The 21749-nt window shown below is 67.9% G+C and carries 31 protein-coding genes; 14 read left to right on the top strand and 17 right to left on the bottom strand.

Features of this window, described 5'->3' with window-relative positions:
• Positions 1–1065: 1065 nt before the first annotated feature.
• The 3 genes from KME80_RS43705 to KME80_RS43695 form a co-directional block, all read right to left on the bottom strand.
• Positions 1066–1236 (bottom strand): hypothetical protein, encoded by a 171-nt coding sequence (locus KME80_RS43705; RefSeq protein WP_219517534.1) that lies wholly within the window; start codon positions 1234–1236, stop codon positions 1066–1068.
• A gap of 106 nt (positions 1237–1342) precedes the next feature.
• Entirely contained in the window at positions 1343–1768 is a 426-nt protein-coding gene (locus tag KME80_RS43700) for a hypothetical protein (RefSeq protein ID WP_219517532.1), read from the bottom strand.
• Positions 1769–1783: 15 nt separating this feature from the next.
• Positions 1784–1954 (bottom strand): hypothetical protein, encoded by a 171-nt coding sequence (locus KME80_RS43695; protein WP_219517530.1) that lies wholly within the window; start codon positions 1952–1954, stop codon positions 1784–1786.
• Here KME80_RS43695 and KME80_RS43690 point away from each other — a divergent pair.
• Positions 1953–2282, top strand: coding sequence for a hypothetical protein (locus tag KME80_RS43690; RefSeq protein WP_219517528.1), 330 nt, complete (start codon positions 1953–1955; stop codon positions 2280–2282). The two genes, KME80_RS43695 and KME80_RS43690, sit on opposite strands and share 2 nt — an antisense overlap.
• A 759-nt stretch (positions 2283–3041) precedes the next feature.
• On the opposite strand, the gene KME80_RS43685 is transcribed toward KME80_RS43690, so the two are convergent.
• Entirely contained in the window at positions 3042–3383 is a 342-nt protein-coding gene (locus tag KME80_RS43685; RefSeq protein WP_219517526.1) for a hypothetical protein, read from the bottom strand.
• A complete protein-coding gene (locus KME80_RS43680) occupies positions 3367–4092 on the bottom strand; it encodes a ParA family protein (RefSeq protein WP_219517524.1) in 726 nt (241 codons plus the stop codon). The genes KME80_RS43685 and KME80_RS43680 overlap by 17 nt, the downstream gene beginning before the upstream one ends.
• A 153-nt stretch (positions 4093–4245) precedes the next feature.
• Here KME80_RS43680 and KME80_RS43675 point away from each other — a divergent pair, with 153 nt between their 5' ends.
• The 5 genes from KME80_RS43675 (at position 4246) to KME80_RS43655 (ending at position 6426) form a co-directional block, all read left to right on the top strand.
• Positions 4246–4707 (top strand): hypothetical protein, encoded by a 462-nt coding sequence (locus KME80_RS43675; protein ID WP_219517523.1) that lies wholly within the window; start codon positions 4246–4248, stop codon positions 4705–4707.
• Positions 4704–5360 carry an NUDIX domain-containing protein gene (locus KME80_RS43670; RefSeq protein WP_219517522.1) on the top strand — a complete coding sequence of 219 codons (657 nt, stop codon included), beginning with the start codon at positions 4704–4706 and terminating at the stop codon, positions 5358–5360. Before KME80_RS43675 ends, KME80_RS43670 begins: the two co-directional genes overlap by 4 nt.
• Position 5361: 1 nt before the next feature.
• Positions 5362–5529 carry a hypothetical protein gene (locus tag KME80_RS43665; RefSeq protein ID WP_219517521.1) on the top strand — a complete coding sequence of 56 codons (168 nt, stop codon included), beginning with the start codon at positions 5362–5364 and terminating at the stop codon, positions 5527–5529.
• A gap of 38 nt (positions 5530–5567) precedes the next feature.
• Positions 5568–5762: a hypothetical protein gene (locus tag KME80_RS43660; protein ID WP_219517520.1), complete on the top strand. Its 195-nt coding sequence runs from the start codon at positions 5568–5570 to the stop codon at positions 5760–5762.
• Between the two features lie 199 nt (positions 5763–5961).
• Positions 5962–6426, top strand: a complete 465-nt coding sequence (locus KME80_RS43655; protein ID WP_219517519.1) for a hypothetical protein — start codon at positions 5962–5964, stop codon at positions 6424–6426.
• A 143-nt stretch (positions 6427–6569) separates the two neighbouring features.
• On the opposite strand, the gene KME80_RS43650 is transcribed toward KME80_RS43655, so the two are convergent.
• The 12 genes from KME80_RS43650 to KME80_RS43595 form a co-directional block, all read right to left on the bottom strand.
• Positions 6570–7247, bottom strand: a complete 678-nt coding sequence (locus KME80_RS43650; RefSeq protein ID WP_219517518.1) for a hypothetical protein — start codon at positions 7245–7247, stop codon at positions 6570–6572.
• On the bottom strand, positions 7247–10597 hold the full coding sequence (locus tag KME80_RS43645) for a DUF927 domain-containing protein (protein WP_219517516.1): 3351 nt from the start codon (positions 10595–10597) through the stop codon (positions 7247–7249). The genes KME80_RS43650 and KME80_RS43645 overlap by 1 nt, the downstream gene beginning before the upstream one ends.
• Before the next feature lie 280 nt (positions 10598–10877).
• Complete coding sequence (locus tag KME80_RS43640; RefSeq protein ID WP_219517515.1) at positions 10878–11252, bottom strand: RRQRL motif-containing zinc-binding protein; 375 nt, start codon at positions 11250–11252, stop codon at positions 10878–10880.
• A 177-nt stretch (positions 11253–11429) separates the two neighbouring features.
• On the bottom strand, positions 11430–11711 hold the full coding sequence (locus KME80_RS43635) for a DUF4031 domain-containing protein (protein WP_219517513.1): 282 nt from the start codon (positions 11709–11711) through the stop codon (positions 11430–11432).
• A complete protein-coding gene (locus tag KME80_RS43630; RefSeq protein WP_219517512.1) occupies positions 11708–12079 on the bottom strand; it encodes a hypothetical protein in 372 nt (123 codons plus the stop codon). The genes KME80_RS43635 and KME80_RS43630 overlap by 4 nt, the downstream gene beginning before the upstream one ends.
• Positions 12076–12255 carry a hypothetical protein gene (locus KME80_RS43625; RefSeq protein WP_219517510.1) on the bottom strand — a complete coding sequence of 60 codons (180 nt, stop codon included), beginning with the start codon at positions 12253–12255 and terminating at the stop codon, positions 12076–12078. Before KME80_RS43625 ends, KME80_RS43630 begins: the two co-directional genes overlap by 4 nt.
• Entirely contained in the window at positions 12255–12425 is a 171-nt protein-coding gene (locus tag KME80_RS43620) for a hypothetical protein (protein WP_219517508.1), read from the bottom strand. The genes KME80_RS43625 and KME80_RS43620 overlap by 1 nt, the downstream gene beginning before the upstream one ends.
• Positions 12422–12592, bottom strand: coding sequence for a hypothetical protein (locus tag KME80_RS43615; protein ID WP_219517506.1), 171 nt, complete (start codon positions 12590–12592; stop codon positions 12422–12424). Before KME80_RS43615 ends, KME80_RS43620 begins: the two co-directional genes overlap by 4 nt.
• The gene (locus KME80_RS43610; protein WP_219517504.1) at positions 12589–13086 is read right to left on the bottom strand and encodes a hypothetical protein; all 498 of its coding nucleotides are present in this window, start codon (positions 13084–13086) and stop codon (positions 12589–12591) included. The genes KME80_RS43615 and KME80_RS43610 overlap by 4 nt, the downstream gene beginning before the upstream one ends.
• A complete protein-coding gene (locus tag KME80_RS43605; protein WP_219517503.1) occupies positions 13083–13286 on the bottom strand; it encodes a hypothetical protein in 204 nt (67 codons plus the stop codon). Before KME80_RS43605 ends, KME80_RS43610 begins: the two co-directional genes overlap by 4 nt.
• 11 nt (positions 13287–13297) lie before the next feature.
• Positions 13298–13450 carry a hypothetical protein gene (locus tag KME80_RS43600; RefSeq protein WP_219517502.1) on the bottom strand — a complete coding sequence of 51 codons (153 nt, stop codon included), beginning with the start codon at positions 13448–13450 and terminating at the stop codon, positions 13298–13300.
• Entirely contained in the window at positions 13450–13629 is a 180-nt protein-coding gene (locus KME80_RS43595; RefSeq protein ID WP_219517501.1) for a hypothetical protein, read from the bottom strand. Before KME80_RS43595 ends, KME80_RS43600 begins: the two co-directional genes overlap by 1 nt.
• A 373-nt stretch (positions 13630–14002) precedes the next feature.
• On the opposite strand from KME80_RS43595, the gene KME80_RS43590 reads away from it, so the two are divergent.
• The 8 genes from KME80_RS43590 to KME80_RS43555 all read left to right on the top strand — a co-directional run bounded on the left by KME80_RS43590 (position 14003) and on the right by KME80_RS43555 (position 20813).
• Positions 14003–14662, top strand: coding sequence for an NUDIX hydrolase (locus KME80_RS43590; RefSeq protein WP_219517500.1), 660 nt, complete (start codon positions 14003–14005; stop codon positions 14660–14662).
• A 7-nt stretch (positions 14663–14669) separates the two neighbouring features.
• A complete protein-coding gene (locus KME80_RS43585; RefSeq protein WP_219517499.1) occupies positions 14670–16286 on the top strand; it encodes a hypothetical protein in 1617 nt (538 codons plus the stop codon).
• A gap of 2 nt (positions 16287–16288) precedes the next feature.
• Positions 16289–16591, top strand: coding sequence for a hypothetical protein (locus KME80_RS43580; RefSeq protein ID WP_219517498.1), 303 nt, complete (start codon positions 16289–16291; stop codon positions 16589–16591).
• Positions 16592–16703: 112 nt separating this feature from the next.
• On the top strand, positions 16704–17033 hold the full coding sequence (locus tag KME80_RS43575) for a hypothetical protein (RefSeq protein WP_219517497.1): 330 nt from the start codon (positions 16704–16706) through the stop codon (positions 17031–17033).
• Positions 17030–17287 carry a hypothetical protein gene (locus KME80_RS43570; RefSeq protein WP_219517496.1) on the top strand — a complete coding sequence of 86 codons (258 nt, stop codon included), beginning with the start codon at positions 17030–17032 and terminating at the stop codon, positions 17285–17287. Before KME80_RS43575 ends, KME80_RS43570 begins: the two co-directional genes overlap by 4 nt.
• Positions 17287–17703, top strand: coding sequence for a hypothetical protein (locus KME80_RS43565; protein WP_219517495.1), 417 nt, complete (start codon positions 17287–17289; stop codon positions 17701–17703). Before KME80_RS43570 ends, KME80_RS43565 begins: the two co-directional genes overlap by 1 nt.
• Positions 17700–20597, top strand: coding sequence for a hypothetical protein (locus KME80_RS43560; RefSeq protein ID WP_219517493.1), 2898 nt, complete (start codon positions 17700–17702; stop codon positions 20595–20597). Before KME80_RS43565 ends, KME80_RS43560 begins: the two co-directional genes overlap by 4 nt.
• Before the next feature lie 33 nt (positions 20598–20630).
• Complete coding sequence (locus KME80_RS43555) at positions 20631–20813, top strand: hypothetical protein (RefSeq protein WP_219517491.1); 183 nt, start codon at positions 20631–20633, stop codon at positions 20811–20813.
• Positions 20814–21749 lie beyond the last annotated feature (936 nt).

Raw genomic sequence — 21749 nt, 5'->3', positions numbered from 1 at the left:
GAGAATGGTCTTAATGGCGCTGACGGTATTCACGTGCGGGTCTGGTAGGCGAGGTTTTCCCCGCTCTGGCGAGGTGGCCGGCCCCGGGCGCGGCCGTGCGGCCCCCTGCGGCCCCGTGACCGCCTCTAGAGGCGCGAGGGGCCGGGAAGGGCCGACAGGGCCTCACAGGGGGCTCTCAGAGCCGCACACACCCGATCGGGTCCAGGTCGCGGCCAGGCCCGGCCGGAACCGCGGCTCCCCGGCCGGACCCTGGCCCGCTCCTCCACACACACCTATCTCGCCCAGGAGTGGTAACAGTGGTAACACCCCAGGTCAGCGGTGGTAACACCAGTGGTAACAGGAGTGGTAACGCCCCCCGGGCGGGGTGGTAACAGGCCTCCCCCGGCCCGGCCGCGCAAGCCCGCCCGCCGCCGCCCAGCTGGCGGCCGGCCGCACCGCTCACCATCCCGGCCGCGCGCCCGCCGGCCTCGCCTGGCCGGGCAGGAATCACGCCCCAGGAAAACGCAGACCAGCGCCATTCAGCGAGACGCCTGGACGTCTGGACGCCCGACCTACCGGCCCCGAACACACACCCTCACAACCCCCTCCAGGAGCCTACCGGCCCGTTTATGCCTCGCCGGAGGCGCGCTAGAGAGCCATTCTTATAGACTGCATGCGAGAAACAATCGATAAACAAACACCAGAAAGCGCCCCCGGAAACCAAACCCGGAGGCGCTTAATAAGAGGAAAGAACTGTTAGTCGTCGTTCTGAGTCCATCTCCCAACGACTCGTTCGCCGTCACTTCCTGAGACAGTCACCGAACCATTCTCCTTGACGTCTACTGCATAAGCCGGAACCTTATGATCCTTGGCAACCAGCTGACGAATTTCCTCTTTAGTGCAGTCCTTAGCCCTGAGTTTCATTGTGTGCTTCCTTTCGGGAGAGAGCCGGGAGAGGCTTCTCTCTTCAGTATGAGTGGCTGACTGGATGATTTCCAGCGTTTCCCGTTTCCCGATACGTCTGGACGTCCAGACGTCTGGCGCGGCCGGGTGGCCACCTGGCCGCGCCTCTCCTTTTGCTGTGAGCTACTTGAACCAGCGCGTGTCCGTCGCGCGCTTGACTCCTTCGTTTGCGGCTTGGATCTCGGCTTTCGTGGCGCCCTGCCACGCGGTGTTTCCTGCGGCCTGCGCGCGTCGCCAGGCTTCGTTGTCTTCGCGGTCGATCGCGTCTTCCCGGTCAAGATCGGCCTTGATCATGGCGATAACTTTGTCCCGCCTTACGGGCGGTGGCGGAGTATCGTCCTTCTTCTTCCTGAACGGGCTCATGTGGTTCCTCTCGTGATCAGGGCTGGGGCTGGGTCGCTCAGGTTGGGTTCTCTGAGCCGGTCGGGGTGGTGGGGGCCGGTCTGCCATCTGTTGCCCAGCGCTCCCAGGCGGTGGGCTCAGGGTCCAGCTGGCGGCGACGGTGCTGGGCGGTGCTGCGCGGGACGTCCAGGGCGAGCGCGAGCTCCCCGTGTGATCCTCCAAGCTCGTAGTGCCGTCTGATCAGAGCATCGCGGAGGCCAGAGAGCCGGGGAGAGAGGCGGGTTTCCAGGTCGTTGATTGCGAGGTCGACGTGGGTGCGGGTCTCCGGGGTGGCGCGCTCGAAATCCCAGGCGCCGGACCGCAGATTGTGGAGAGCCCAGATCAGGGTGTCGAACCAGTCGGACAGTACGGCGGCGTCGTTTCCGAGTGTTGAGGGGAGCCGGATAGTGACGGCGGGTCCGTTCTGATCTTCGGTGAATTTCATGCTCATAGCGTTGTCTTAGCCCTTTGAGATGAACAGGTCGCCGCTGGTGGTGATGGTGCGGTTGCCCTTCTTGTCGGTCTTGATCCGCACGTCCTTGGTTCCGGAGATCTTGCGACCTCCGAGGGATTCGGTCTGGCCGGCCGGGACGACCGTCTCGGTGCTCTTCTCGCGCTTCTTCTTCCCCATGATCTTCCTTTCGGTGTATGAGGTTTCGTACACCTTCAGAGTGTATGAACTTTCGTACACCGTCAAGGGGATTGCTGAAACTGGACGCCTTGACGTCTGGGCCGACTACCGTTGTGCGATCAAGAGCACAGAGAGTCAGGAGGTGCGCGCTATGAGTGACCCCAGGCAAGATCTAATCGCCCGGCTCATGAGCCTGAAGGACACGATTCCTAGACTGGTCGGAACGACCAACCCCCTTGAGTTCGCGGACCTCGCCCGCCGGATCGGACCTGATGTCAGGGACGCCCACCACCTCATAGAGCTGTGCAAACAGCGAGGGCTGATCTAGGGGGGCCTATGTCAGAGGAGAACGGAGGGCCAGGCCCGCGCGTCTGGCCAGTGCGACCACAGCCCGCCACCGAGCCGCCGGACCCGTGGCCGCCAGAACCGGAGACGGCCGCCCCCGCCTCCGATGCGGACCCGCCGCCGGCCGGTCTGCATCGGTCGGAGCCTCCCCGGCCGCGGCCGTGGTACGGGCCTGACCTGAGTCGCGTGGACTGGAGAGCAGTGGCCCCGGTCGGGATGGTGGTCGCGGTCGCCGGCCTGGCGGGCGTGCTCCTGGCGGTGCTTCCCGGGCCGGGCTCCGCCGGCGGGGACTTCTCCTGCCTCGCTGCCGTCGACCAGCTGGCCGAGCACGCCGGCCGCAACTCCGTCCGTGGAGCCTCCGAGCCCGCCGGCCATCACCCCGTCGGCCCGGCCCAGGCCAGAGAGAACGGAGAAGCCGCGCGGCAAGGGCTCCTCACGTCGGGATGCCAAGCGTCAGGATCACACGGCGCCGCGCAGACCCTCCAGGGACACCGGCACTGTCTCACCGTCGCGGCAGAAAGAGGCCCAGCCACCGAGCCAGCCTCGCAGCACGGGGAAAACCAACAGCGGTGGAAATGGACTACTCGACCCACGCTTGGTTGACCGGAAATGCGATGAGCTTTTCCCGCCGAACGTGCCAGCGAACGTGACCCGGAATCGTGCGTGTCACTACCTGTACGGCACCGGATGACCAGAAAAAAGGCGGGCCAGACCATGTGTGGTCCAGCCCGCCTTTTCAGCGTCAGTGAGCCGAGAGTTTCGACACCAGCGCGTTGTATACGGTGCGGTTAGTCTCCGCGAGAGTGACCAGAGCCTCTAGGACGTCGGCTTTATCGAGTCGGCCTTGCCCAAGATCCATGCACAGCCGGTTGATCAGTGTCGTCTGCCGGATCTTCTGGTCAACGGTCAGCCTCCAGGTGAAGGCTGACCGGTCCTTGCTTTTGTCTGAACCCTTGGCAGGAGTTGCGGCGGGCTCCGGCTCCGGTGGCCGGGGGTGACGCGGCGTCGGGGCCTTGCGGCTCCGGCGGGCGTCTTCCCGCTTGCGTTCCAGCGCCTTCATTCCGTTGTCAGGTGTGTCGGCCATAGCCCCTTACCGTCTCCGCGACCGCGCGTAGCTCATCGTCCAGGGCTTTGACCCGGGCCGGAACCGGATCATACGAGGTCACAGCCACGCGGATCTTGCGACGCTCTAGCCAGTAGTGAAATGAGACCGGAGGCCCTACGGGCACCTTGGCAGCCTTGACCAGCCTGCCGAGCCTGGCCACTTCTGCCGCTGGGGGAACGCGGGGGACCTTGTTCGGGACGATCAGCAGCGGGTAGTCCGCCAACTCGTCGAGCATGCCCTCCAGGGCCTCCAGCTCCTTGGTAGCCAGAGGGGACGGGCAGACCACGACCCGGCCGGCGCTCGCGGCCCCGTAGGTGGTCTCACAGCCGCCGGGATGGGTATCCACCACCACCGGCCGGCCCCAAGCTTGCGCCCACGCCTCCAGCTGGTCCGCCACGTAATCGGCCGGCGGCTGGTTCGTGGCTAGGTCTGGGTGACTCGGCACAAGCAGCGGTTTGCGGTAGCCCTGCAACGGAGTCGGGGCCTTGCCCTTGTCGAAGGCGTCCAGCAGCGGAGACCGAATCCGGTCCTCATGCCGGTAACCCCACTGACGGGTTACGCCGCCCCGGTCCCAGTCGAGATCCACCAGTACGGCGTCCAGCAGGTACGCAAGCTCATAGGCGAGCAGGGATTTCCCGACCCCGCCTTTGTACGCGACCACGGACGTGATGTCCGTGTCCTCAGCCAATGCAACCTCCGAGGTGATGCGTCTAGGTGTCTAGACGTCTGCCCTCCAGGGTGACAGAACCAGAGCCAGACCGATACCTCGTGAGCGCTTGCGCCCGTACGCGAATGCATACACACTCTTCCTGTATGCAAACGCATACAGGAAGGAGGGGCGATGCTGACCTACGACCAGGGCGAGAACGCGCGACGTGCCGGACTGGATCTGATCATCAGTCTCACGCCTGATCAGGCTGCCGCGCTCGGTGCCGATGCTGCCGAACTGCTGGAGGCTGTCGACACGCTCCTAGTGGGCCTGGCGGCCCTGCGCTCCGGCCGGAGTCCGGAGATCCCAGAGGGTGCCGGCCTCAGCCTCAAAGACCAGCCGATCGAAGCGGACACCGCCTGGACGGAATGGCTGATCCGAGACCTGGAAACCCTCCGGCAGCGCGTGAGCGGAGCCACTGCCGCCGCCATTCGAGCCCACGCCGATCAAGGGGGCTCCTACGGTGAGCTAGCGACCGCGATGGGCGTCAGCCGCGCGACCGCGCAACGCCGGCGCGACAGCATCACCCGCACTGCCCCGAAGAAGCCCGAACAGTGGGCGATCACCTACCCGGACAGAAAGGAAACCCGATGAGCCAGGCCAAGAGCTACACGCACCCCGACGTGCTCACCACAGGAGTTGTGGAAGGGTGGGCCGACCCGATCGCAGACCCGGCCCTCATCGACTGGGCACCGCGCCAGGCCCGCGCCGCGATCCCGTTCCAGGTCGTCGACGGCCGCCCGGTCAACCCCTGTCAGCAGACGGGCATCCGGTACGGCAGGAACGAGCTGGGGCACTGGGGCGAGGCGCTGGCGGCTGATGCGGTGGTGGTAGGCATCACCGCCGGCGGGCGGTGGCTGGCGATGGTCGAGCGGACGGACGGGCACGGCTGGGCACTGCCCGGCGGCCACGTCGACCCGGGGGAGGACCCGGCCGCGGCGGCCGTGCGCGAGCTGCAGGAGGAGACGGGGCTCACGCTCCCGGCCGGGACCGTCTGGGAGACGCTGCCAGCCCGGTACGTTCCCGACCCCCGCGCGAGCGATGAGGCATGGATGGTCACCGTCCCAAGCCGCGCCACCTTCCACGCGAGCGAGCTGCCCACGCTGACGGGCGCCGACGATGCCAAGCGCGCGATGTGGCTGCCGGCGGCATCCTACCCGGAGCTGCTGCGCGCGGTGGAGACCACCTTCCACGGGACCGTGTTCCCCGCTCACCGGGCGATGCTGGCCGAACTGCTGGAGGGCTGAGGTGAGCGACCGCCGTTTCCAGCCCCGGACTACGGAGATGACCCACGATCAGGAACGCGCCTACGCCCGGATCGGTGCCCACATCCTGATCGCGAAGCTGATCGACCGCACGAACCTCAGCGATGAGGAGATCGTGGAAGAGATCATCAAAGCCGCACGCACAAAATGACGCCTAGACGTCCAGACGCCACAAAGGGAGAACGCGACATGTTCGGCAGCAAGAAGAGGGAAGCCCAGGCCCGCGAGCGTAAGGCCACGGAGTACGACAACCTCGCATCCATCCTGATGGATGACGAGCTGCGCTACCTCGAACAGGGGAACTACGAAGAGGCGGCCATCGCGGACGTCACCCGCCACGCCTTCCAGGAGACCGCGAACCGACTCCGCAACGAAGGAAAGTGATCATGAACTCGACATATGCGGCTCATGCCACCTGCTCTGACTGTGGGGCTGAGGCTGGCTTCTGGACTGACCTCCACAGCGACGACCCCGTCGACCTGGACGAAACCCCATGCCCGATCACGGGATGTGACGGCACACTCCTGTGGAGTGAAGGCGAAGCAAGGTAGCGACTCCTCACCCCTTCCCGAAGGAGAAACCTATGGAGACACCACCGTTCCACCTCATGCAGATCGCGGCGGAGATCCCGAACGCACTGATCGATCTTAAGAACGTGCTCGCAGACCATCCCCACGACCCGATCCACGTCCACGCCACCCATGACGGCGACCTTCTCAAGACCTGGACCGCCATCGCCCCCGAGAGCCGGGCCGGCCTCCTGCTGTCTGCTGCCTGGCACGCCAGGGAACAGGATCTACTCCCCGACTACGAAGGCGGTCAGACCGCTCTGTTCTACGCGACCGACCTGCACACCTACGCCCGAGAGCACGGGGACGACGTGGAGTCCTTCCACGGTCGTCGCTTCCCCGCGCTGCCCCTGCCCGGCCGGGCCGGTGCCCTGGCAACCTCCCTGGCGTTCGACCGCGAGGACCTGACGATCAGCCTGGAAACCGTTCTCATCCTCCTAGCCAGCGCGGCGTCCCCCGCCGGCCCCCGGGCCGCTTGACGAGCCCCAGGGCATCAGTGACCGACGCGATGGAGCCCCCGGCCCGATGGCCGGGGGCTCCATGCTGGTGACGTCTAGACGTCAGTCTCCGCTTCCTGGCAGTAGGTCGGCCCCGGCCAATGATGGCCGGGGCCGTCTGGCGATCAGGTCTCGTAGGTGTGGAAATAGATCTCAGTCACGTTACTGACCGTCATCCCGGCTACGTAGTGCTGCCCGATCAACCGGTTGATCTCGGCCGCGACCGCTTCCGCCCCGCCCGTCCGGAACACATCCGGCAGATGATCCAACGACCCCTCCGGCAACCACCGCCCCAACTTCAGGGTGCGGCCCTCCTGGGTGCTCTGGCTCACCGTGACATCCCCGGTGATGGTCAGCCCGTTGTCGTCGTTGGCCAGCCGCGAAGCCCGGCCGGCCGCGTCCCGGGCCTCCTGGCTGAAATCCTCGCCCCCGGCCGGGGTGACCGCACTGGCCGGGTCGGACGGGGCGCGGGTAGCCGCGTCCCGGATCGACTGAACCCGGCTCGCCGGGGTCCGCACCGCCCGGACCGCGCTACCGAGCGCGCTGGCGTGCGCGCCCCTCGCGGTGTCCTTGGCCTCCTGCGTGCCGGCCGCCCACCGCTCCACGGTCCGGACCCCCACGCCCGCCTCACCGGCCAACGTCTGCTTGGCCTGAGTCCGGGTCAGCCCGCCCTCTTGCAGAGCCTCCAGGACCAACTTCGTACGCTCCTGCGTGCTCTTCGGCTCTGACGCCTCACTCTTGCCAGTGATCAGCCGATAGGAGGCGGAGGCCAGGCTCACCGGGTTTCCTCTGATCTTCGGCATCAGCCCTCGCTCCTTTCAAGCTTGGCCCGCCATTCCTCCACGCTGACGATCTCGCCCGGCTTCACCCGGTAGGCACCGAGCACCGGCCCGGCCTGGGCCAGCTTCAGACCCGGGTTAGCCGCCTCCGGGTCCGCCGTGTCGGCGGTGTAGTAGGCGCAGTCGCTATTGAGCCCCACCGGCCACCGCCCGGTCTCCTGACCGATCCGGATCACCTGGCGCAGGATCGTGCACCGCGCGGTGGACACGATGATGTCCGCCCAGTCCGGCCGCTTCACCCACGGCGTACCGTGCGCGAGCATGCCGTATCCCTCGCTGTAAGCGGCCTTGAGCGACGCTCGGACGCGCCCCTCCGCCGGGTCGGCCACACCCTCAGGGATGCTCAGCAGCGCCTCAGAGAGCCGCTTGGCCACCGGCAGCAGCACCCGGCCCGTGTGCGTGCGGCCCCGGCCTGCCGTGCCCGGGTAGGCGCGGCCGTTCGGCGTCGGCCGCTCCGGAGCCAGCCAGGCGTCCAGGATCGCCTCAGGCGGCATCCCGTTCTCCAGCAGCAGCCGCACCGTGTCAGTGGTGCGCCACACCGGCCCGTCGCCGTCGCCGGCATTGCGGTGCGTCAGGTCCGGAAGCAGCTGCCCGGCCGTCCTGGCGTACCACGTCCCGGCGATCAGCCAATAGCCGGCGCGGGTCTTGTCGAAACCGCCGTCAACCCCGGCGTGCACAAGCCCATCCCAGGGCAGCTCTGCCGAGCCGAGCGCGGCCAGATAGGCGTTCCACCGGTCGAACGGCACCACCAACGGCGCGGCCTGCTCCTCCGGCGTCCACAGCGACCACGGCCGCCGCCACGTCAGATGCGTCTCCTTCTGGATGCCGGCGGCCGGGGTGCCTTCCCCGTCCCATTTGAACTTGGGGACCCGCCCGCCAGGCTTACGGTTGGCCGGGCTGTACTCCTCACGGATCATCCCGGTCAGGGAGCTGCCCGCGTTGTAGGCGTGCGGCACCCCGGCAAGCTCACGCCACCGGCCCAGGAGGTAGGCGGCCTCCATCGGGGTGTCATCCGGGGACAGGTACAGGGCACACTGCCCGGAGATGTGCTGCCGGGTCTGCCAGTCCAGGACCGCCACTTGCAACGACACGTCAGTGCCACGCCAGAACGCGGTCCACCCGCCGATGCCCTTGCGGGAGTGAGACCAGCCCGCGGCCGTGGCGTCGTCCAGCGCCGGGCACGCCGGCGGCTCAGCCTTGCGGCGGCGCCTGGTGACCGATGCCGGGATTTGAGCCTGAGGCCCTGCCGGGTAGCCGAGCGCGGCGGCCAGCTCGTGCGTGATGGCCACGCTGCCGGTCGGCATCAGCTCCGCCACCCTGTCCAGCCACGCACCCATGCCGGCCGGGCCTGGCTCCAAGACGGTGCCGTCCGGCAGATAGATGCCGTCAAGGTCGGCCGCGAGCGCGAGCACCGGCCCGGCCGGGCTGACCTCCAGCCCGTCGACGGGCGTGGCCGGTTCAACTGCCGGGGCCAGCTCCGGGGCAGTTTGCGAGACCGGTTCCGCCGGCGGTGGGACCTCAACTGCTGGCGGCTCCGGAGCCTGGACGTCCGGCTGCTCATCGGGAACGGAACCCGCCCCCGTGGTGGGCTCACTCACCAGGGCAAGCGCCGGTTGCTGGGGCTGACTGGGAACATCAGGCTCGTCCGGCCCGTCATCGAGAGTGACCCCGCGCAGCACGTAGACCTTCTGTGTGTCGCCGTTGCCGATGCGCAGTACGGTCTGCCGGCCTTTCGCGGACTTCGTACGCCTGATCAGTTGCCGGCTGACCAGGTCACCGAGCGCGATACCGACGTCCATGATCTCCGCCTCAGCGGCGATGGCCTTGATCCTGCCGGGCAGGATCGCCACGTCCCAGCCTGCATACTCGCCCTCTTCGCCCCGCAGATCCCATCCGAAGATCTCGCGCGGCAAGACCGCTTCCCCCCTCGCGGCGACCCGGTAGCGGCCCAGGTCCGGCCACTCCGCGACCCGCGCGGCCATCGACTCACGCACCGCCGCCAAAAGCCTGTCCCCCGGCCTGGTGCCGCGTTCGGCCAGGGAGTCCAGCAGATCGGCAAGGATCTCACGGGCCGCGTCAGCCACCCCGGTCGTGATCTCGGGAACGCCCGCGAGGTCGGCCAGCATCATCACGCCGGCGATCCCCATCACCAGATGTTCGCCGATCCGGCGCGGCACCCCGCCGGGCGGCAGTCCGAGCTGTTCGGCGGCCCGCGTCATCAGTTCCCGGAAGGCGTCCGGCGTCGGCCCGCGCTCCACGATCGCGGCCAGCGCATGCCCATAGGTCCGCTTGGCCTGGGAGGTGACCAGATCAGCGTGTGTCGCGTCGATGGTCAGCCCGCCCCGGATCTCGATGACCCGGGCGGCAATGCCCTCGTTCGTGATCTGCCCGAGGATCGCCACGTTCCCGGAGCTGATCAGCGCGCCTTTCCAGGACCCTTGCGACTCGCGGTAGCCTCCGCCGGTCCGCTCGGACATGCCACGCTCGGAGCCCTGCATGAGACTCAACAGCAGCGATTCGAGTTGCTGCCCGGTGATGCCGCTTGCGCCCAGCTCGTCACGGAACCCGGTCAGGCAATGCATGGAGCGCAGCCACGCGCCCGGCCCCTGCTTGGTGACGCTCCACGACTCAACCACGCCCTCAGGGTCCGGGTAGCCGAACATCGAGGCGGCGGCGATCATCGTGGAGGTTTTGCCCTCACTGCTGCCGCCGGGCAGGTGCACGACGTAGGACTGCCGGGTCATCTGCCGGGCGAGCGGCTGGAGGTAGAGCCCGCCGAGCGCGAGCCCGGCGACCAGCATCATCCGGGGTGACCGGGCGATCTGCCGGAGCTGGTCTTGCCACTCCTCCCGGGTGCCGGCGACTTGTCCGTACCCGCGCGGGCACGCCTCCGGTGGGGGCATCACCAGGCGTCCGTCCACCCATCGGGGCGTCAGGCTTTCCAGCGGCAGCCTGGAGGCTTGATCTTCAACGATGTTGGTCAGCAGGTCGCGGACGTCCCGGGTCGCGCGGCCCTGCACCTTCTGAAACCGGGTCCGCCACACGCTGCCGTCATCGACGTCACCCATCGGGACCGTGGCAATCATGCCGTCGACCTCGATCGTGACTTTCCTGGCGGTCAACCCGGTGCCGTCCGAGGTGTACTGGCCCAGATGCCGGGTGACCCTGGGACACCAGTCCAGGACCAGCCTTCCCCGGCCGGGGCCGGCCTGGCGGACTTCGCCGGCGTCGACGTCGTAGACGTAGGACTCCCGGCCGGTCATCCCCGGCACCGGCCGGACACCCGCTGATAGCGGGACCTGTTCGGCGGTCATGCCAGGTTTCCCGACACACCGTGACCAGCGGTGACGCTGGCATTACGCGCATGGCACTGCAAGAGCAGGCGTTGAGTCACGTAGACTCTCCCCTTAGAGCGATGTTGGTGCAGAGCCCCACCTCCGGCGCGGCAAACGCCGGGAGACAGGTGGGGCTTCTGCATGTTGTGAGGCATCACCTTACGCCTGTGATCGGTCACTGTGGGCCTCTCTATGCGATCAAGGCATCGTGTTGCGTGAGGCCTGATCCCCTGCCTCACCAGGCGTTGACGTCTGTACGTCATGCGGAGATCAGCCCCCGATCCTCCGCGCAGTCCAGGCACATCCCGTAGCAGCGCGGCAGCACATAGCCCGCGTCCCGGCCGCACTCCGCACAGGTCCGCCGCGCCGCGAGGGCCTTGCTCAGCGCCTCCAGCTGCCGCTCGGTCGGGACGCGCTTCGGCTTGGCCAGCCGCACGTCGTACAGGTAGGCGGCCCGTACTCGCCGGACACCCCACAGGATTTGTGCCTGGACGCCCTGGCCACCGGGCCGGAGCCCGGCCGCCGCGAGCTGCCGCATGGTCTTCAGGTGGCCCGGAGCCATCCGCCACCCGTAGGTGGGCATGCCCCACTCCGAGCCCTCCGGGTCGTGGTACTTCAGCCTGAACTTCGCCATGAGCGGTGCTCTCCTCCAGCGGCGTGGCACGGGAAAAGAGCTGGTCTCCCTGGCGGGACAGGCCCCGGGGGGAGACCAGCTCTGATGAATCTGTGGAGACGTCCAGACGTATGGACGCCAGACTCCGGGGTCTAGCCAGAGCCGCACTCCAGCCAGACCCCGGACGGGACTTCAAGGTCAAGCCACCTTCCCTTCGCGCCGGAGCTGGGGAAGGTCGCGCCACGACACCGCCACCGCCCCGGCCCGGATCGCCTGGAGCCGTTTGGCGTCGGTCACGTCGTAGTGCGGGCGTCGAAGGTGGCCAGCCTTGGTGAACTCCTGGAACCACTCCCGGCGCAGACCGATGCTCGCGGCGAACTCGTGCAGCTCCGCGTCCGTCGTGGCCACCAGGTGAGACCAGTAGCCACCGATCCGGCCGACCCTCGCGGGCTGCCGCCAGTCGTCGACGTACACCGTCATCCGTCCTCCCCCGGCCAGTAGGTGATGGGCCAAGCCCCCTTGGTCCCGGGCTTCACGAACAGCACGGCGCTGAACTCGCTGAACCCGGCCGGATTCAGGTCGAACGTGGCGTAGCCGTAGCAGACCGTGGCCCGCACCCGGTCAGCCCCGCCGGCGAGAACGGCCAGCGGGTCGTCCACCACCGCGTTGGGCGCGTACCGGGTGTGCTGGATGTACTCGGCGACGGCCGCCGTCATCCGGTCTGCGCTGACGTGTCCGAGCGCGACCAGGTCGCCGTCCTCGCTGTCGTACAGGTCGAGGCCGGCCGCTGGGAATCCCCGGGGCGGCCGGTTGCGGCGGCGGAGCAAGGCGTTCAGCAGACCGATCACCGCTTGCCCTCCTCTCTGGCGAGCCGCTTCACGTACCGGTCAGCCATCGCCTGACTGACCGCCACGATCTCTTCGGCGTCCGGGCCGGGCTGACCCGACCACTTCGCGGCGATCTGCTTGGCCGCGCGGGCGGCCTTCTGCATGTCCGCCCGGTTGGCCTTCTGGTTCTTGGCCATCAGCGCTTCCCCCTCTTCGGGGTGGGGTTGGTGCTGGTCTTGCGGCCCCGGCCGGGGACGAGCCCGGTCTCCTCCTGGGCCCTCAGCTCCGCGATAGCCCGCTCCCGCGCGCCACGCACGACCCGGCCCTGAGCCGTGTCGTACTCCTCCTCGGTGAGCTTCCGCGTCATCGGCCGGCCCCCATCTGGTCGAGGGTCTGCTGCATCTGCGCGAGTTCGGCGTCCACCAGGGCCAGAAGGTCCTCAGCGGCAGCGAGCCGGATCAGCTCACCGCGCAGCGCGTTCGCCTCCACGGCCCGGAGCTGCTGCTCCACGGGCGGGCAGGTCCAGCGGTTCACCGGCCCTCACCTCCCGCACCGAGAAGGCTGATCTGGGCCGGGGTGATGCCGGCGTCAATGCACGCCTCGTAGGCGCACAACTCCGCCAGCGCGACCCGGGCGAGCCGCCCCATCAGCGGGACGTTTCCGCCCGCGCGGGCGTGGTCGAAGAGCCGGTACCACTCCGCCATTGCCTCGTGCGCGAGCCCGTCGACGTCGCCGCGGCCCCGCAGGACCTCCAGTTCGGCCCGGACCGCGCGGGCGGTGTCGCCGTTAACCAGGACGCGCGCGCTGTCGTGCGTCCATGCCTCCGCGAGTGAGGTCATGGCCACCCGGTACAGCAGCCGCGCGTCCTGCTGCCGGCGTGCTTCGGCTACCAGCTCGGTGCGGCACGCCGCCGCCAGGTCCTCCAGCGCGCCCAGGTCGCCGGTCATCGTCGCGGTGTCGATCGCGGCGGCGTAGTCGCGCTGGTGGTCGATGATGTCGCCGAACGTGTCGTGAACCCGCAGCATCATCGGCCCCCCACCTGGTTCACGAACCAGCACCCATCGGCATCGCAAGCGATCTCCGACAGGTCCGGGGAGGAGGTGACCGTGGGCGTGACCTGGACCGTACGGCCGACGTCGGCCCGGTCGCGGTCGGCACGTTCCTTGATCGCGCCAGCGCAGGCGAGGCCGACCATTGCCGCGAGCGTGTACGGCAGCAGCCGCTTCATGATTCCCCACATCAGCGGCGCCCCTTCAAGTTCTGGTCGCGGCCGTGCAGCTCAGGCAGCAGCTGGTCGTACAGGTCGCGTAGCGGCTGGGGCTCACGGCCCCAATCGGTCACGCTGGGCTCGAAGGGGGGCAGGTCCTGCGGGCTGTTCGTCTGCTTTCCCATCACCGGCCCGCCTTTCGCGGACGCCGGTCCAGCAGGGACACGACGCTGCCGGGGGCACCGGCGGCCTGCTTGATCTGTCGGCGGAGCCCCGCGTTCTCCGCGCGGAGCTGGACGACCCGGCCGAGAGCGGCCTCGATGCGGGCGGCCTGGTCCGGGGTTACGTCGTTGGGCTTGCTCATCGCGAACCCCCGCAGCCCTGGCAGCAGATCGCCGCGCGGGGGTTCGGACGGCCGCAGCCGTCACACACCCACGTGGATGGCGTCTGACCAGCGGTGCCCCGCTGTCTGATTTGAGGCATGATGGACCTCACAACCTTTCGGGTTGCGGCCCCACCGGGATCTTTTCCACGAGCCCCCGGTGGGGCCTTTTGTGTTGTCGCTCACGAGTGATCCTCTGTGAGCCCTGCTTGTCCTACGGTTGTCACGTTGCCAACAGTGGCAGCCGTACCTCTGTGATCCTCACTTATCCTAACCTAGGATCGCAAGACCTAAACAGGGCTTGTGAGGATCGCAGGGGCATCGTATCCTCAGTGAGTCAGGAAGGAAAAGAGTCATGGCCCAGACAGATGGGAGGCGGTACCCCGTGAGGCTGTACGTGTCAGAGAAGGTCTCGACTGAGATGGATCGGTCCGTAATCGATGTAATGGCCCTGACCCGTAGGAGGGTCACCAAGGCCGAGTTCAGTGATGCTCTCGTCGCCGTGGGACTCCAGAACCTGGATGCGGTCGCAAGGCACATCCTTGGTGAGGACGGGGCTACTCCCCAGGACACCCCGCCGACTACCAACGAGGCCCGCTTGCCGGAGAAGCCTCCGGTCGTCGCGGCTATCGTGACTAGCGAGCGGGGTGTGCTACTTGGTCAGCGGCACGACGGGACCCCGCCCTGGACGTTCATCGCCGGCGAGATTGAGCCGGGCGAGTCCCCGGCCGACGCCGCCTCGCGCGAGGTCAAGGAAGAGACCGGGCTCCGCGTCATCGCCGCTGAGCGTGAGATCGGCCGGCGAGTCCACCCCAAGACCGGGCGCACAATGATCTACCTCGCGTGTGCGGTCAGCGGCCAGAACGAGCCGATCGTGGGCGACCCGGACGAACTCGCCGCCGTTCAGTGGGTCAGCCTCAAGGAGGCAGAGCAGCTGCTCCCCGGCCTGTTCGAGCCGGTCCACCGCTACCTGATCGATCAACTCTCCGAGCTGCCCGAGGTGTCCGATGAGTGAGAACACGATGCCCACCGGCGCGCAGCTGCTCGCGTGGGCGGAGGCGAACCCTGTGCTGGCGATCGGGGCCGGCGTGCTCGCGCTCGCGGCCGGCGCCCTCGCCGTCGTCCTGGTCGTCCGGCTGCTGCGCGCGGCCGGGCGGTCCGGCCGGACTCTGGTCCAGAAGACCCACCAGCGGTGGGGTATCGAGGACCTGCTCACTGTGGCGGGTGCCGGCATCGCGACCGGGGTGTCAGCTCAGGGCATGTGGCGGTTCGCGGAGGACGTGCTCGGACTGGACGGCCCGCTACGGCTGCTGCTGTTCGCGTTCATCGAGATCGCGGTCATCACGTCCGCCGTGCGGGCCCGCCGCAACATGCGGGAGAAGTTCTCCGCCGGTATCGACGGCATCGCGGTGTGGGCGCTCACGTCCCTGTCTGCGGTGCTGTCCGCGATGGACGCGCGCAGCTTCCCTGAGGCGGTGTTCCGGCTCGCGGCCCCGCTGGTGGCCGCGTGGCTGTGGGAGCGCGGCATGCAGGTGGAGCGGCAGCGCTCCGGCGGGTCCAAGCGGGTGGCGTGGCGGTTCACCTTCTCGCGCCTCCTGGTGGTGCTGGGCCTGGCCGACCCGACCGACCGCAACGCCGGCGAGATGGCCGTACACCGCTACATCACGACGGTGGCCAAGCGCGCCAAGCAACTCCGGATGCTGCCGGAGGACGCGACCCGCAAGCGCCGGCGGGCTCTGGCCCGGCTGGACCGCGCGACCGATCGCGCGGTGGAGTACGCCCGGCTCGCGGATGACCCGGAGCTGGTGGCCAAGCTCATGCGGCAGCTCGCGGTGATGTTCGGGACGGCCGACCTCGCTCAGGTGCCGGTCAGATCTCCGTGGCTGCCCGCTCCGGAGTCCCGGGCCAAGACGGTGCCGGTGGTTATCCGCCAGGCGTCCCGACGTCTGGACGTCCCAGCCCCGCAGGAGAGCACGCCCGCCCCGGCCGCGCCCGAGGTGACCGTGGAGCGCACGAACGACGATGACGCGCAGGTGGCCCGGCTGCTGGCCGCGCTCCGCGCCCCTGCCCCCGCGCTGACGGGTCACGGGTCACTCGGTGCTCCATCTGGCGTCCAGGCGTCGGGACGTCTGAGGGTCAACAGGTCACACGATGACCCTCAGACGGCGCTGATGACCGGTCACGGGTCACCCGATGCCCCCACCGGTGACCAGGGCAACGGGTCAGGCCCGGGTCATGCCCCGGCCGGTGACCCTGCGGTGACCGGTCACGGGTCAGCGGACGACTGGGGTCACGACGTCCAGACGTCTGCAACCCGCACGGTTACGACTACGGTCACGGCTCCTCCCACCCCGGTCATTTTCCGGGAGCCCGCACCCGTACCGAGCGATGACCCTACGCATGCCCACGGGCACCACATCGAGGATGACTCCAGTCAGGCGGACAGCGTGGCTGCACATGTGCGTGCCACCGTCGCGGAGATGGGCGTGGACCTGTTCACCGTGACCCCGAAGGAAATCATGACCCGGTTCGAGCGTGCCGGGATACCGGCGAAGCTCGACACGATTCGCTCCAGTCTGCGCCGTGAGCGTGCCAGGGTGGCGGAGACCACACCGGCCCCGCTGACAGGGAGCGTTTAGCCATGAACGACGATGACGCGCTGTTCGAGACGATCGCTAGCAAGCTCGACGAGGCTCGGGATCTTCTCGGTGCCGCCGTCACGGCAGACACCCTGACCGACATGCAGGTGGGCATCGCTGTCGCCGCCGTCTTTCTCGAAAAGCTCGCTCGTATCTTGCGGGGTGACTTCAGTGACGTACTGGGCTCCCAGGCCCAGGGTTCGGCCTCACAGACCGACATGCTCTCGGAGGCCCGGCGACTGATCGAGCTGGCCTTCGCCGACGACGAACCGGACGGAGGCCCACATGAGAATGATCAAGGGTAACCCCGTCTCCGACGTCCAGACGGCCAGACGTCTACAGCCCAAGAACAGGTGGGGCCGCGTGGCACCGCGACCCCACCCACTACCGCTACCGCCCGGGAAGGCAGTTTCAAGCATGAGCATCATCTCACTCGCCCTGGTGGGCGCTGGCTCGTTCGGGGCCGGCGTGGTGTTCGGGGCGATGGTCCTGCAAGCCAAGGTCGGCCCCTGGTATGGCCCCGGCTCGACCAGCCCCGCAGCCGCGCCCGTACCTCCTGATATGACGCATCACTCCGCTATCCGGATGAACGCCGCGCCTCAGGTCGCAGCCGCCCCGGATCGCCTCCAGATCGTGTATATGCAGGTGGACCGCGACCAGATCATCCCGGTCGCGGTCACCCCGGACATGCTCCCCTCCCTGCCCGCTCTGCCCCCCGCTATCGACCATGACGGGATGAACCGATGATCACTTATCTGCTGGCGGACCTCCTGGCGGCCGTTCTGCCCGTGCTGGCCTGGACGCTCGGAGTGGCGCTGATCCTGTTCGCGGCGGTCGTGGCGATGTTCCGGCCGTTCGTCCGCGCCGACCGCGCCGGGGTGGCCGCGTTCGCCGCCGCCCGCGCGGCCACAGCCGCCGCAGCTGCTCAGGGGCTCTCCCTGCGCGGGGACTGCATTCTCGTCCGGCTCGGTGGCCGGCTGATCCGGATGGAGGTCGTGTGATGTTCCGCGTCGTCCGAACCAGGACCCTCAGAGATTCTGCCAGCGAGATAGACCGGCTCCACCAGGCATGGCAGGAGACCGAACGCACCCTGGGCGTCTACCGCAACCAGCTCGAAACCGCATGTGAGGAGCTGCGCACGCTGCGCGAGGCCCTCCAGGAGGCCCTACAGCGGGCCGACGACACCGAGGCGCGCTATCACCAGGTGGTCAACGGCATCGGCATGTGGGTCAACGAGACCCGCGCCGCGATGCGCCACCGGACCACCGGCCACCAGTTCCGCGGTGACCTCGCGATCTCGCTGTGGGAGTCCTTCGTGGTCCGGGCGGAGGAGGCCGGGGACGGCAACAACACCTTGGTGCAGCTCATCAAACACCTCGTGGTCCAGGACCCCGAAGAGGAGGAGGTGCCGTCATGAGTGAGCTGTTCGACGCGTTCGCATCGTTCCTGGGGCTGGTTGGCCGGCCCCTGGGCCTCATCGAGGACGCCTATCCCGGCCCGTTCTGGGGCCTGCTGCTGCTGGCCTCGTTCGGTCTGGGCATCGCGGGGGCGGTCCAGCACATGCGCCGCAAGCAGATCAGCATCGGCGGGACCATCGTGGGCTCGAAGGGGCACACCGACCCGTCCGGCGCCACCATGTGGCGCTCCGCCACCGCCGTCCAGCGGCGGCCCTCGCTCAACCCGCTGGACGGCCGGCCGGTCATCTTGCGCGCGTTCATCCCGCCGGCCCTGGTGGTCCTGGCGTGGCTGTACGTCTACGCCTGGCCGCTGCTGGCGGCCGGCATACTCGCGGTGCTGGGCCTGGCTGGCTACGGCCTGTACCGGGCTATCAGCCTCCGCAAGCACCGCCGGCAGCTGGTGTATCCGATGACGGCCGCGCTCGCTCGCGCGTTCGGTCAGCAGGAGTGGCAGCTGACCGGGGTGAAGGTGCCGCTCGACTACACGGAGACCGGCGCGGTGGTCGTGCTGCCCCTGCCGGATCACTGGGACGACTCTCACGCGGCCAAGGCCGCGCAGATCGTGGCCGCGCGGCTGGGCGGTGAGTGGGCAGCTGAGCCGTCCCGCCGCGCCCCCTACACGCTGACCCTCATCCGCAAGCCTGAGGAGTCGCAGCACGTCCGGGAGGTCGTGCGGCCCATCGCTACCGCGCTGGCCCCGGTCCTGGCTCAGACGCCCGCTGAGATCCTTCGGGACGTCGTTTTGCCGGAGCGGTGGGACGAGCCCGGGGCGACCCTGCGTATTCCGGTGCCGGACGGGTGGCGTGAGCGTCAGTTCGCCGAGGTGGTCGAGATCGTCACGGAGCGGCTGGGCGGCCGGTGGGACCGGGCGCTGTCGGAGCGCGCTCCGTACGTGCTGACGCTGATTCGCCGGCAGCCTGAGCCTGACTATGTGGTGGAGGTCATCCGGCCGATGGCTGACGCGCTCGCGGTCGCCACAGGGCAGAGCTCTGACGAGATCCTGGACGCGATGGCGATCAGCCACGACTGGGACAACCCGGAGTGCGAGATCCTGCTACCGCTGCCGAGCCATCACCGGCCGCACCACATCAACGACGTGGTGGCCATCGTGCATGAGCGGCTGGGCGGTGACTGGGCGTTCCTGCGCTCCGACACCGCGCCGTACCAGCTCACCCTGTGGCATCAGCCGCCCGAGCCTGACTACATCGTGGAGATCGTCAAGCCGATGGTGGCCGCGCTCGCGGTCGCCTACGGCAAGACACCGGCGGAGATCCTGCCGACCGTGGAGGTCCCGGAGGAGTGGAAGGAGGAGACGGCCCAGGTCGTCATCGGCCTGCCGGACGAGTACCGGCCGGAGCACGTCTCTCAGGCCCGCCGGATCGTGGCGGAGCGGCTGGGCGGTGACTGGGCGTCTCGCGTGTCCGACCGCAAGCCGTTCGCCGTGACGTTCAGCCACAAGCCCCAGCCTCCGACCTACGTCGCCGTCGCAGATGTCCAGGATCTGATCTTGTCGAGTACCGAGACGGAATGCGCGCTGGTTGGTATCGGAGCTGACAATGAGCCGATTATCACCTACCACCAGAAAGAGTCCCCGCACACCGCACTATCGGCCCGTACGCAGCAAGGTAAGTCCACCGTGAACCGGGGTCTGGTCGCTCAATACTGGTTCCAGGGGGGAAGCCAAGTAATGATCGACGTCAAGGAGGACTCTTTCGAGGGGTGCGACATCTTCCCCGACGTCGAGATCTACAACGACCCTCGCAGGCTCGACCTTATGTGGGTCGCTATTCACCGAGTGTGCCGCGAATTCGAGGCACGGCGCGGCAAGGAGCGCGGCCCCAAGCCCTGGCGTCCGCTCTATCTCCACCTGGAAGAGCAAAACCTGTTCTCGCTCTACATCAACCGGTGGTGGACCCGCATTCGCGAGAACCCCGAAAAGATCGAAGAACTCTGCATCGCTAACCCGGTGATCGCCGGAATTCTGGAGGACTATCTCGTCTCCGGGAAGATGCCGAAAATCTGCCCGGTGTGGGACGACATTACAACGCTGCTACTCGCTGCCGGTGGCTACAACATTCACGTCATCTCCACCTATCAGAAACTCACTGCCGCAGCCGCCGGCGGTGGCGCGGACCCGGGACTCGGCGGCGCGCTCCGCGAGATGTACGGAATCAAAATGCTCACTGGCTTCAACGCCAGCACGTGGGGCACCGTCGTCGATAGCAAGCCCATTCCGCCGTGCCCGACTCGAAAGGGTCAATGGGTTCTCGCAGTCAATGGCATTAACCGCCTCTTTCAGGCTCCCAATTGGAGCCTGGAGGAAATGCATCCGTTCCTTGAGCGCGGGCTCGCAGTCCGGGCCCAGCGCGCCGCGGAGCTGTCCCCTGAGCTGTCCCCTGGAGGGGGTGCACGATCGTATGTTGAGATCACAGCCCCGCAGGAGGACAAGGGGACAGAGGACACCACGCACCCGGCCGGAGCTGCCCAGACGCCCTCTCAGAGCCCTGTAGAGGCACCTCTGGAGGGCAATGTATTGCCGTTCCGTACCCGCCCGGCCGCGCCCGCAGAGGACAAGGAAATGGCGCCTCTCAGCGCGCCGGTAACGACCGACTACGGCCCCGAGCCGAAGGTTCACCGATACACCCTCGAAGAGGCAGTCAATGAGGGTGTGGTCCCGGAAACCTACGCCTGGTGGCATAAGGAAAGGCAACGCGCAAAAGCTCGCGCCAAGAACGGGCAGCCGCACATCCCGTTCCCGGCCGGGGTCAAGCTCGGGCGCGCGGAGAAGTACACCGCAGAAGAACTGCGCGACTGGCATGCCAAGCGCAGAGCAGAGGGCACGGGCAGCGTGTAAGCTGCTCACCTCACCACTCAAAAGGAGGTCAGCATGTCGAAGAAGAACCGCGACGAGATCAGCGCCAAATGGTCCCCGGATCTCGATTCCTACGTCTCCGGCGAGATGGACGCCAGTCAGATCCGATGCGCGCTATGCGCCAACGCTCCGTGCCAGTGCCCGGAGTTCGGCACTCCCGAATACTTCGCACTCATCGAACGCCGACACGGGAAGTAGAGGCAAGCGGAAATGAGAATCAGTCGAGACGAGATGCTGCAAATCTCCAAAGAGGCTCGTCAGCACATCCGAGACGCAATCGGGGAGGGTGATACCGAGAAGTGGGAAGCCGCTCACGCCCTCGCAAAGTCGGCCTATCAGCTCCACAAATACGGGACCGAAGAGGAGCGACCAGTTCCACCGAGATTCACGCTTCCTGAAAGATAGAAAATCTCTCGTTAGCGCCTCCGGGTTTGGTTTCCGGGGGCGCTTTCTCGTGTTTATTTATTGATTGTTTCTCGCGTGCGACCTATAACAATGGCTCTCTAGCACGCCTCCGGCGAGGCATAAACGGGCCGGTAGGCGCGTGACAGGGGTTGCGAGGGGGCGTGTCCGGGGTGGGTAGGCCGGGCGTCCAGGCGTCCAGGCGTCTCGCATGAATGGCGCTGGCTTTCTGTTTCCTGGGTGTGATTCCTGCCCGGCCGGGCGGGGCCGGCGGGCGCGCGGCCGGGATGGTGAGCGGTGCGGCCGGCCGCCAGCTGGGCGGTGGCGGCCGACCCCGCCCGGCCGGCCGGCAGGGGCCTGTTACCACCCCGGCCGGGGGGCGTTACCACTCCTGTTACCACCCGTGTTACCACCGCTGACCTGGGGTGTTACCACTGTTACCACTCCTGGGCGAGATAGGTGTGTGTGGAGGAGCCGGCCGGGGCCGGCCCGGGGGAGCCGCGGTTCCGGCCGGGGCCGGACCGCGACCTGGGCCCGATCGGGCTTGTGCGGCTCTGAGAGCCCCTGTGAGGCCCTGTCGGCTCCGCCCCGGCCCTCTCGCCCCTGGAGGCGGCCACGGGGCCGCAGGGGGCCGCACGGCCGCGCCCGGGGCCGGCCACCTCGCCAGCGCGGGGAAAACCTCGCCTACCAGACCCGGACTCGAATACCGCCAGCGCCATTAAGACCATTCTT

The organism is Nonomuraea ceibae (assembly GCF_019396325.1).
Classification (GTDB): Bacteria; Actinomycetota; Actinomycetes; order Streptosporangiales; family Streptosporangiaceae; genus Nonomuraea; species Nonomuraea ceibae.
The sequence above is the reverse complement of the archived record's forward strand: the minus strand, read 5'-3'. Positions and strand labels throughout refer to the sequence as shown.

Excerpts from the sequence above, each read along its gene's own strand:
- KME80_RS43705 (WP_219517534.1), bottom strand. The coding sequence starts at position 1,236 with ATGATCAAGGCCGATCTTGACCGGGAAGACGCGATCGACCGCGAAGAC.
- KME80_RS43700 (WP_219517532.1), bottom strand. The coding sequence starts at position 1,768 with ATGAAATTCACCGAAGATCAGAACGGACCCGCCGTCACTATCCGGCTC.
- KME80_RS43690 (WP_219517528.1), top strand. The coding sequence starts at position 1,953 with ATGATCTTCCTTTCGGTGTATGAGGTTTCGTACACCTTCAGAGTGTAT.
- KME80_RS43695 (WP_219517530.1), bottom strand. The coding sequence starts at position 1,954 with ATGGGGAAGAAGAAGCGCGAGAAGAGCACCGAGACGGTCGTCCCGGCC.
- KME80_RS43685 (WP_219517526.1), bottom strand. The coding sequence starts at position 3,383 with ATGGCCGACACACCTGACAACGGAATGAAGGCGCTGGAACGCAAGCGG.
- KME80_RS43675 (WP_219517523.1), top strand. The coding sequence starts at position 4,246 with ATGCTGACCTACGACCAGGGCGAGAACGCGCGACGTGCCGGACTGGAT.
- KME80_RS43670 (WP_219517522.1), top strand. The coding sequence starts at position 4,704 with ATGAGCCAGGCCAAGAGCTACACGCACCCCGACGTGCTCACCACAGGA.
- KME80_RS43660 (WP_219517520.1), top strand. The coding sequence starts at position 5,568 with ATGTTCGGCAGCAAGAAGAGGGAAGCCCAGGCCCGCGAGCGTAAGGCC.
- KME80_RS43655 (WP_219517519.1), top strand. The coding sequence starts at position 5,962 with ATGGAGACACCACCGTTCCACCTCATGCAGATCGCGGCGGAGATCCCG.
- KME80_RS43650 (WP_219517518.1), bottom strand. The coding sequence starts at position 7,247 with ATGCCGAAGATCAGAGGAAACCCGGTGAGCCTGGCCTCCGCCTCCTAT.
- KME80_RS43645 (WP_219517516.1), bottom strand. The coding sequence starts at position 10,597 with ATGACCGCCGAACAGGTCCCGCTATCAGCGGGTGTCCGGCCGGTGCCG.
- KME80_RS43640 (WP_219517515.1), bottom strand. The coding sequence starts at position 11,252 with ATGGCGAAGTTCAGGCTGAAGTACCACGACCCGGAGGGCTCGGAGTGG.
- KME80_RS43635 (WP_219517513.1), bottom strand. The coding sequence starts at position 11,711 with ATGACGGTGTACGTCGACGACTGGCGGCAGCCCGCGAGGGTCGGCCGG.
- KME80_RS43625 (WP_219517510.1), bottom strand. The coding sequence starts at position 12,255 with ATGGCCAAGAACCAGAAGGCCAACCGGGCGGACATGCAGAAGGCCGCC.
- KME80_RS43620 (WP_219517508.1), bottom strand. The coding sequence starts at position 12,425 with ATGACGCGGAAGCTCACCGAGGAGGAGTACGACACGGCTCAGGGCCGG.
- KME80_RS43610 (WP_219517504.1), bottom strand. The coding sequence starts at position 13,086 with ATGATGCTGCGGGTTCACGACACGTTCGGCGACATCATCGACCACCAG.
- KME80_RS43605 (WP_219517503.1), bottom strand. The coding sequence starts at position 13,286 with ATGAAGCGGCTGCTGCCGTACACGCTCGCGGCAATGGTCGGCCTCGCC.
- KME80_RS43600 (WP_219517502.1), bottom strand. The coding sequence starts at position 13,450 with ATGGGAAAGCAGACGAACAGCCCGCAGGACCTGCCCCCCTTCGAGCCC.
- KME80_RS43595 (WP_219517501.1), bottom strand. The coding sequence starts at position 13,629 with ATGAGCAAGCCCAACGACGTAACCCCGGACCAGGCCGCCCGCATCGAG.
- KME80_RS43590 (WP_219517500.1), top strand. The coding sequence starts at position 14,003 with ATGGCCCAGACAGATGGGAGGCGGTACCCCGTGAGGCTGTACGTGTCA.
- KME80_RS43585 (WP_219517499.1), top strand. The coding sequence starts at position 14,670 with ATGCCCACCGGCGCGCAGCTGCTCGCGTGGGCGGAGGCGAACCCTGTG.
- KME80_RS43580 (WP_219517498.1), top strand. The coding sequence starts at position 16,289 with ATGAACGACGATGACGCGCTGTTCGAGACGATCGCTAGCAAGCTCGAC.
- KME80_RS43575 (WP_219517497.1), top strand. The coding sequence starts at position 16,704 with ATGAGCATCATCTCACTCGCCCTGGTGGGCGCTGGCTCGTTCGGGGCC.
- KME80_RS43570 (WP_219517496.1), top strand. The coding sequence starts at position 17,030 with ATGATCACTTATCTGCTGGCGGACCTCCTGGCGGCCGTTCTGCCCGTG.
- KME80_RS43565 (WP_219517495.1), top strand. The coding sequence starts at position 17,287 with ATGTTCCGCGTCGTCCGAACCAGGACCCTCAGAGATTCTGCCAGCGAG.
- KME80_RS43560 (WP_219517493.1), top strand. The coding sequence starts at position 17,700 with ATGAGTGAGCTGTTCGACGCGTTCGCATCGTTCCTGGGGCTGGTTGGC.
- KME80_RS43555 (WP_219517491.1), top strand. The coding sequence starts at position 20,631 with ATGTCGAAGAAGAACCGCGACGAGATCAGCGCCAAATGGTCCCCGGAT.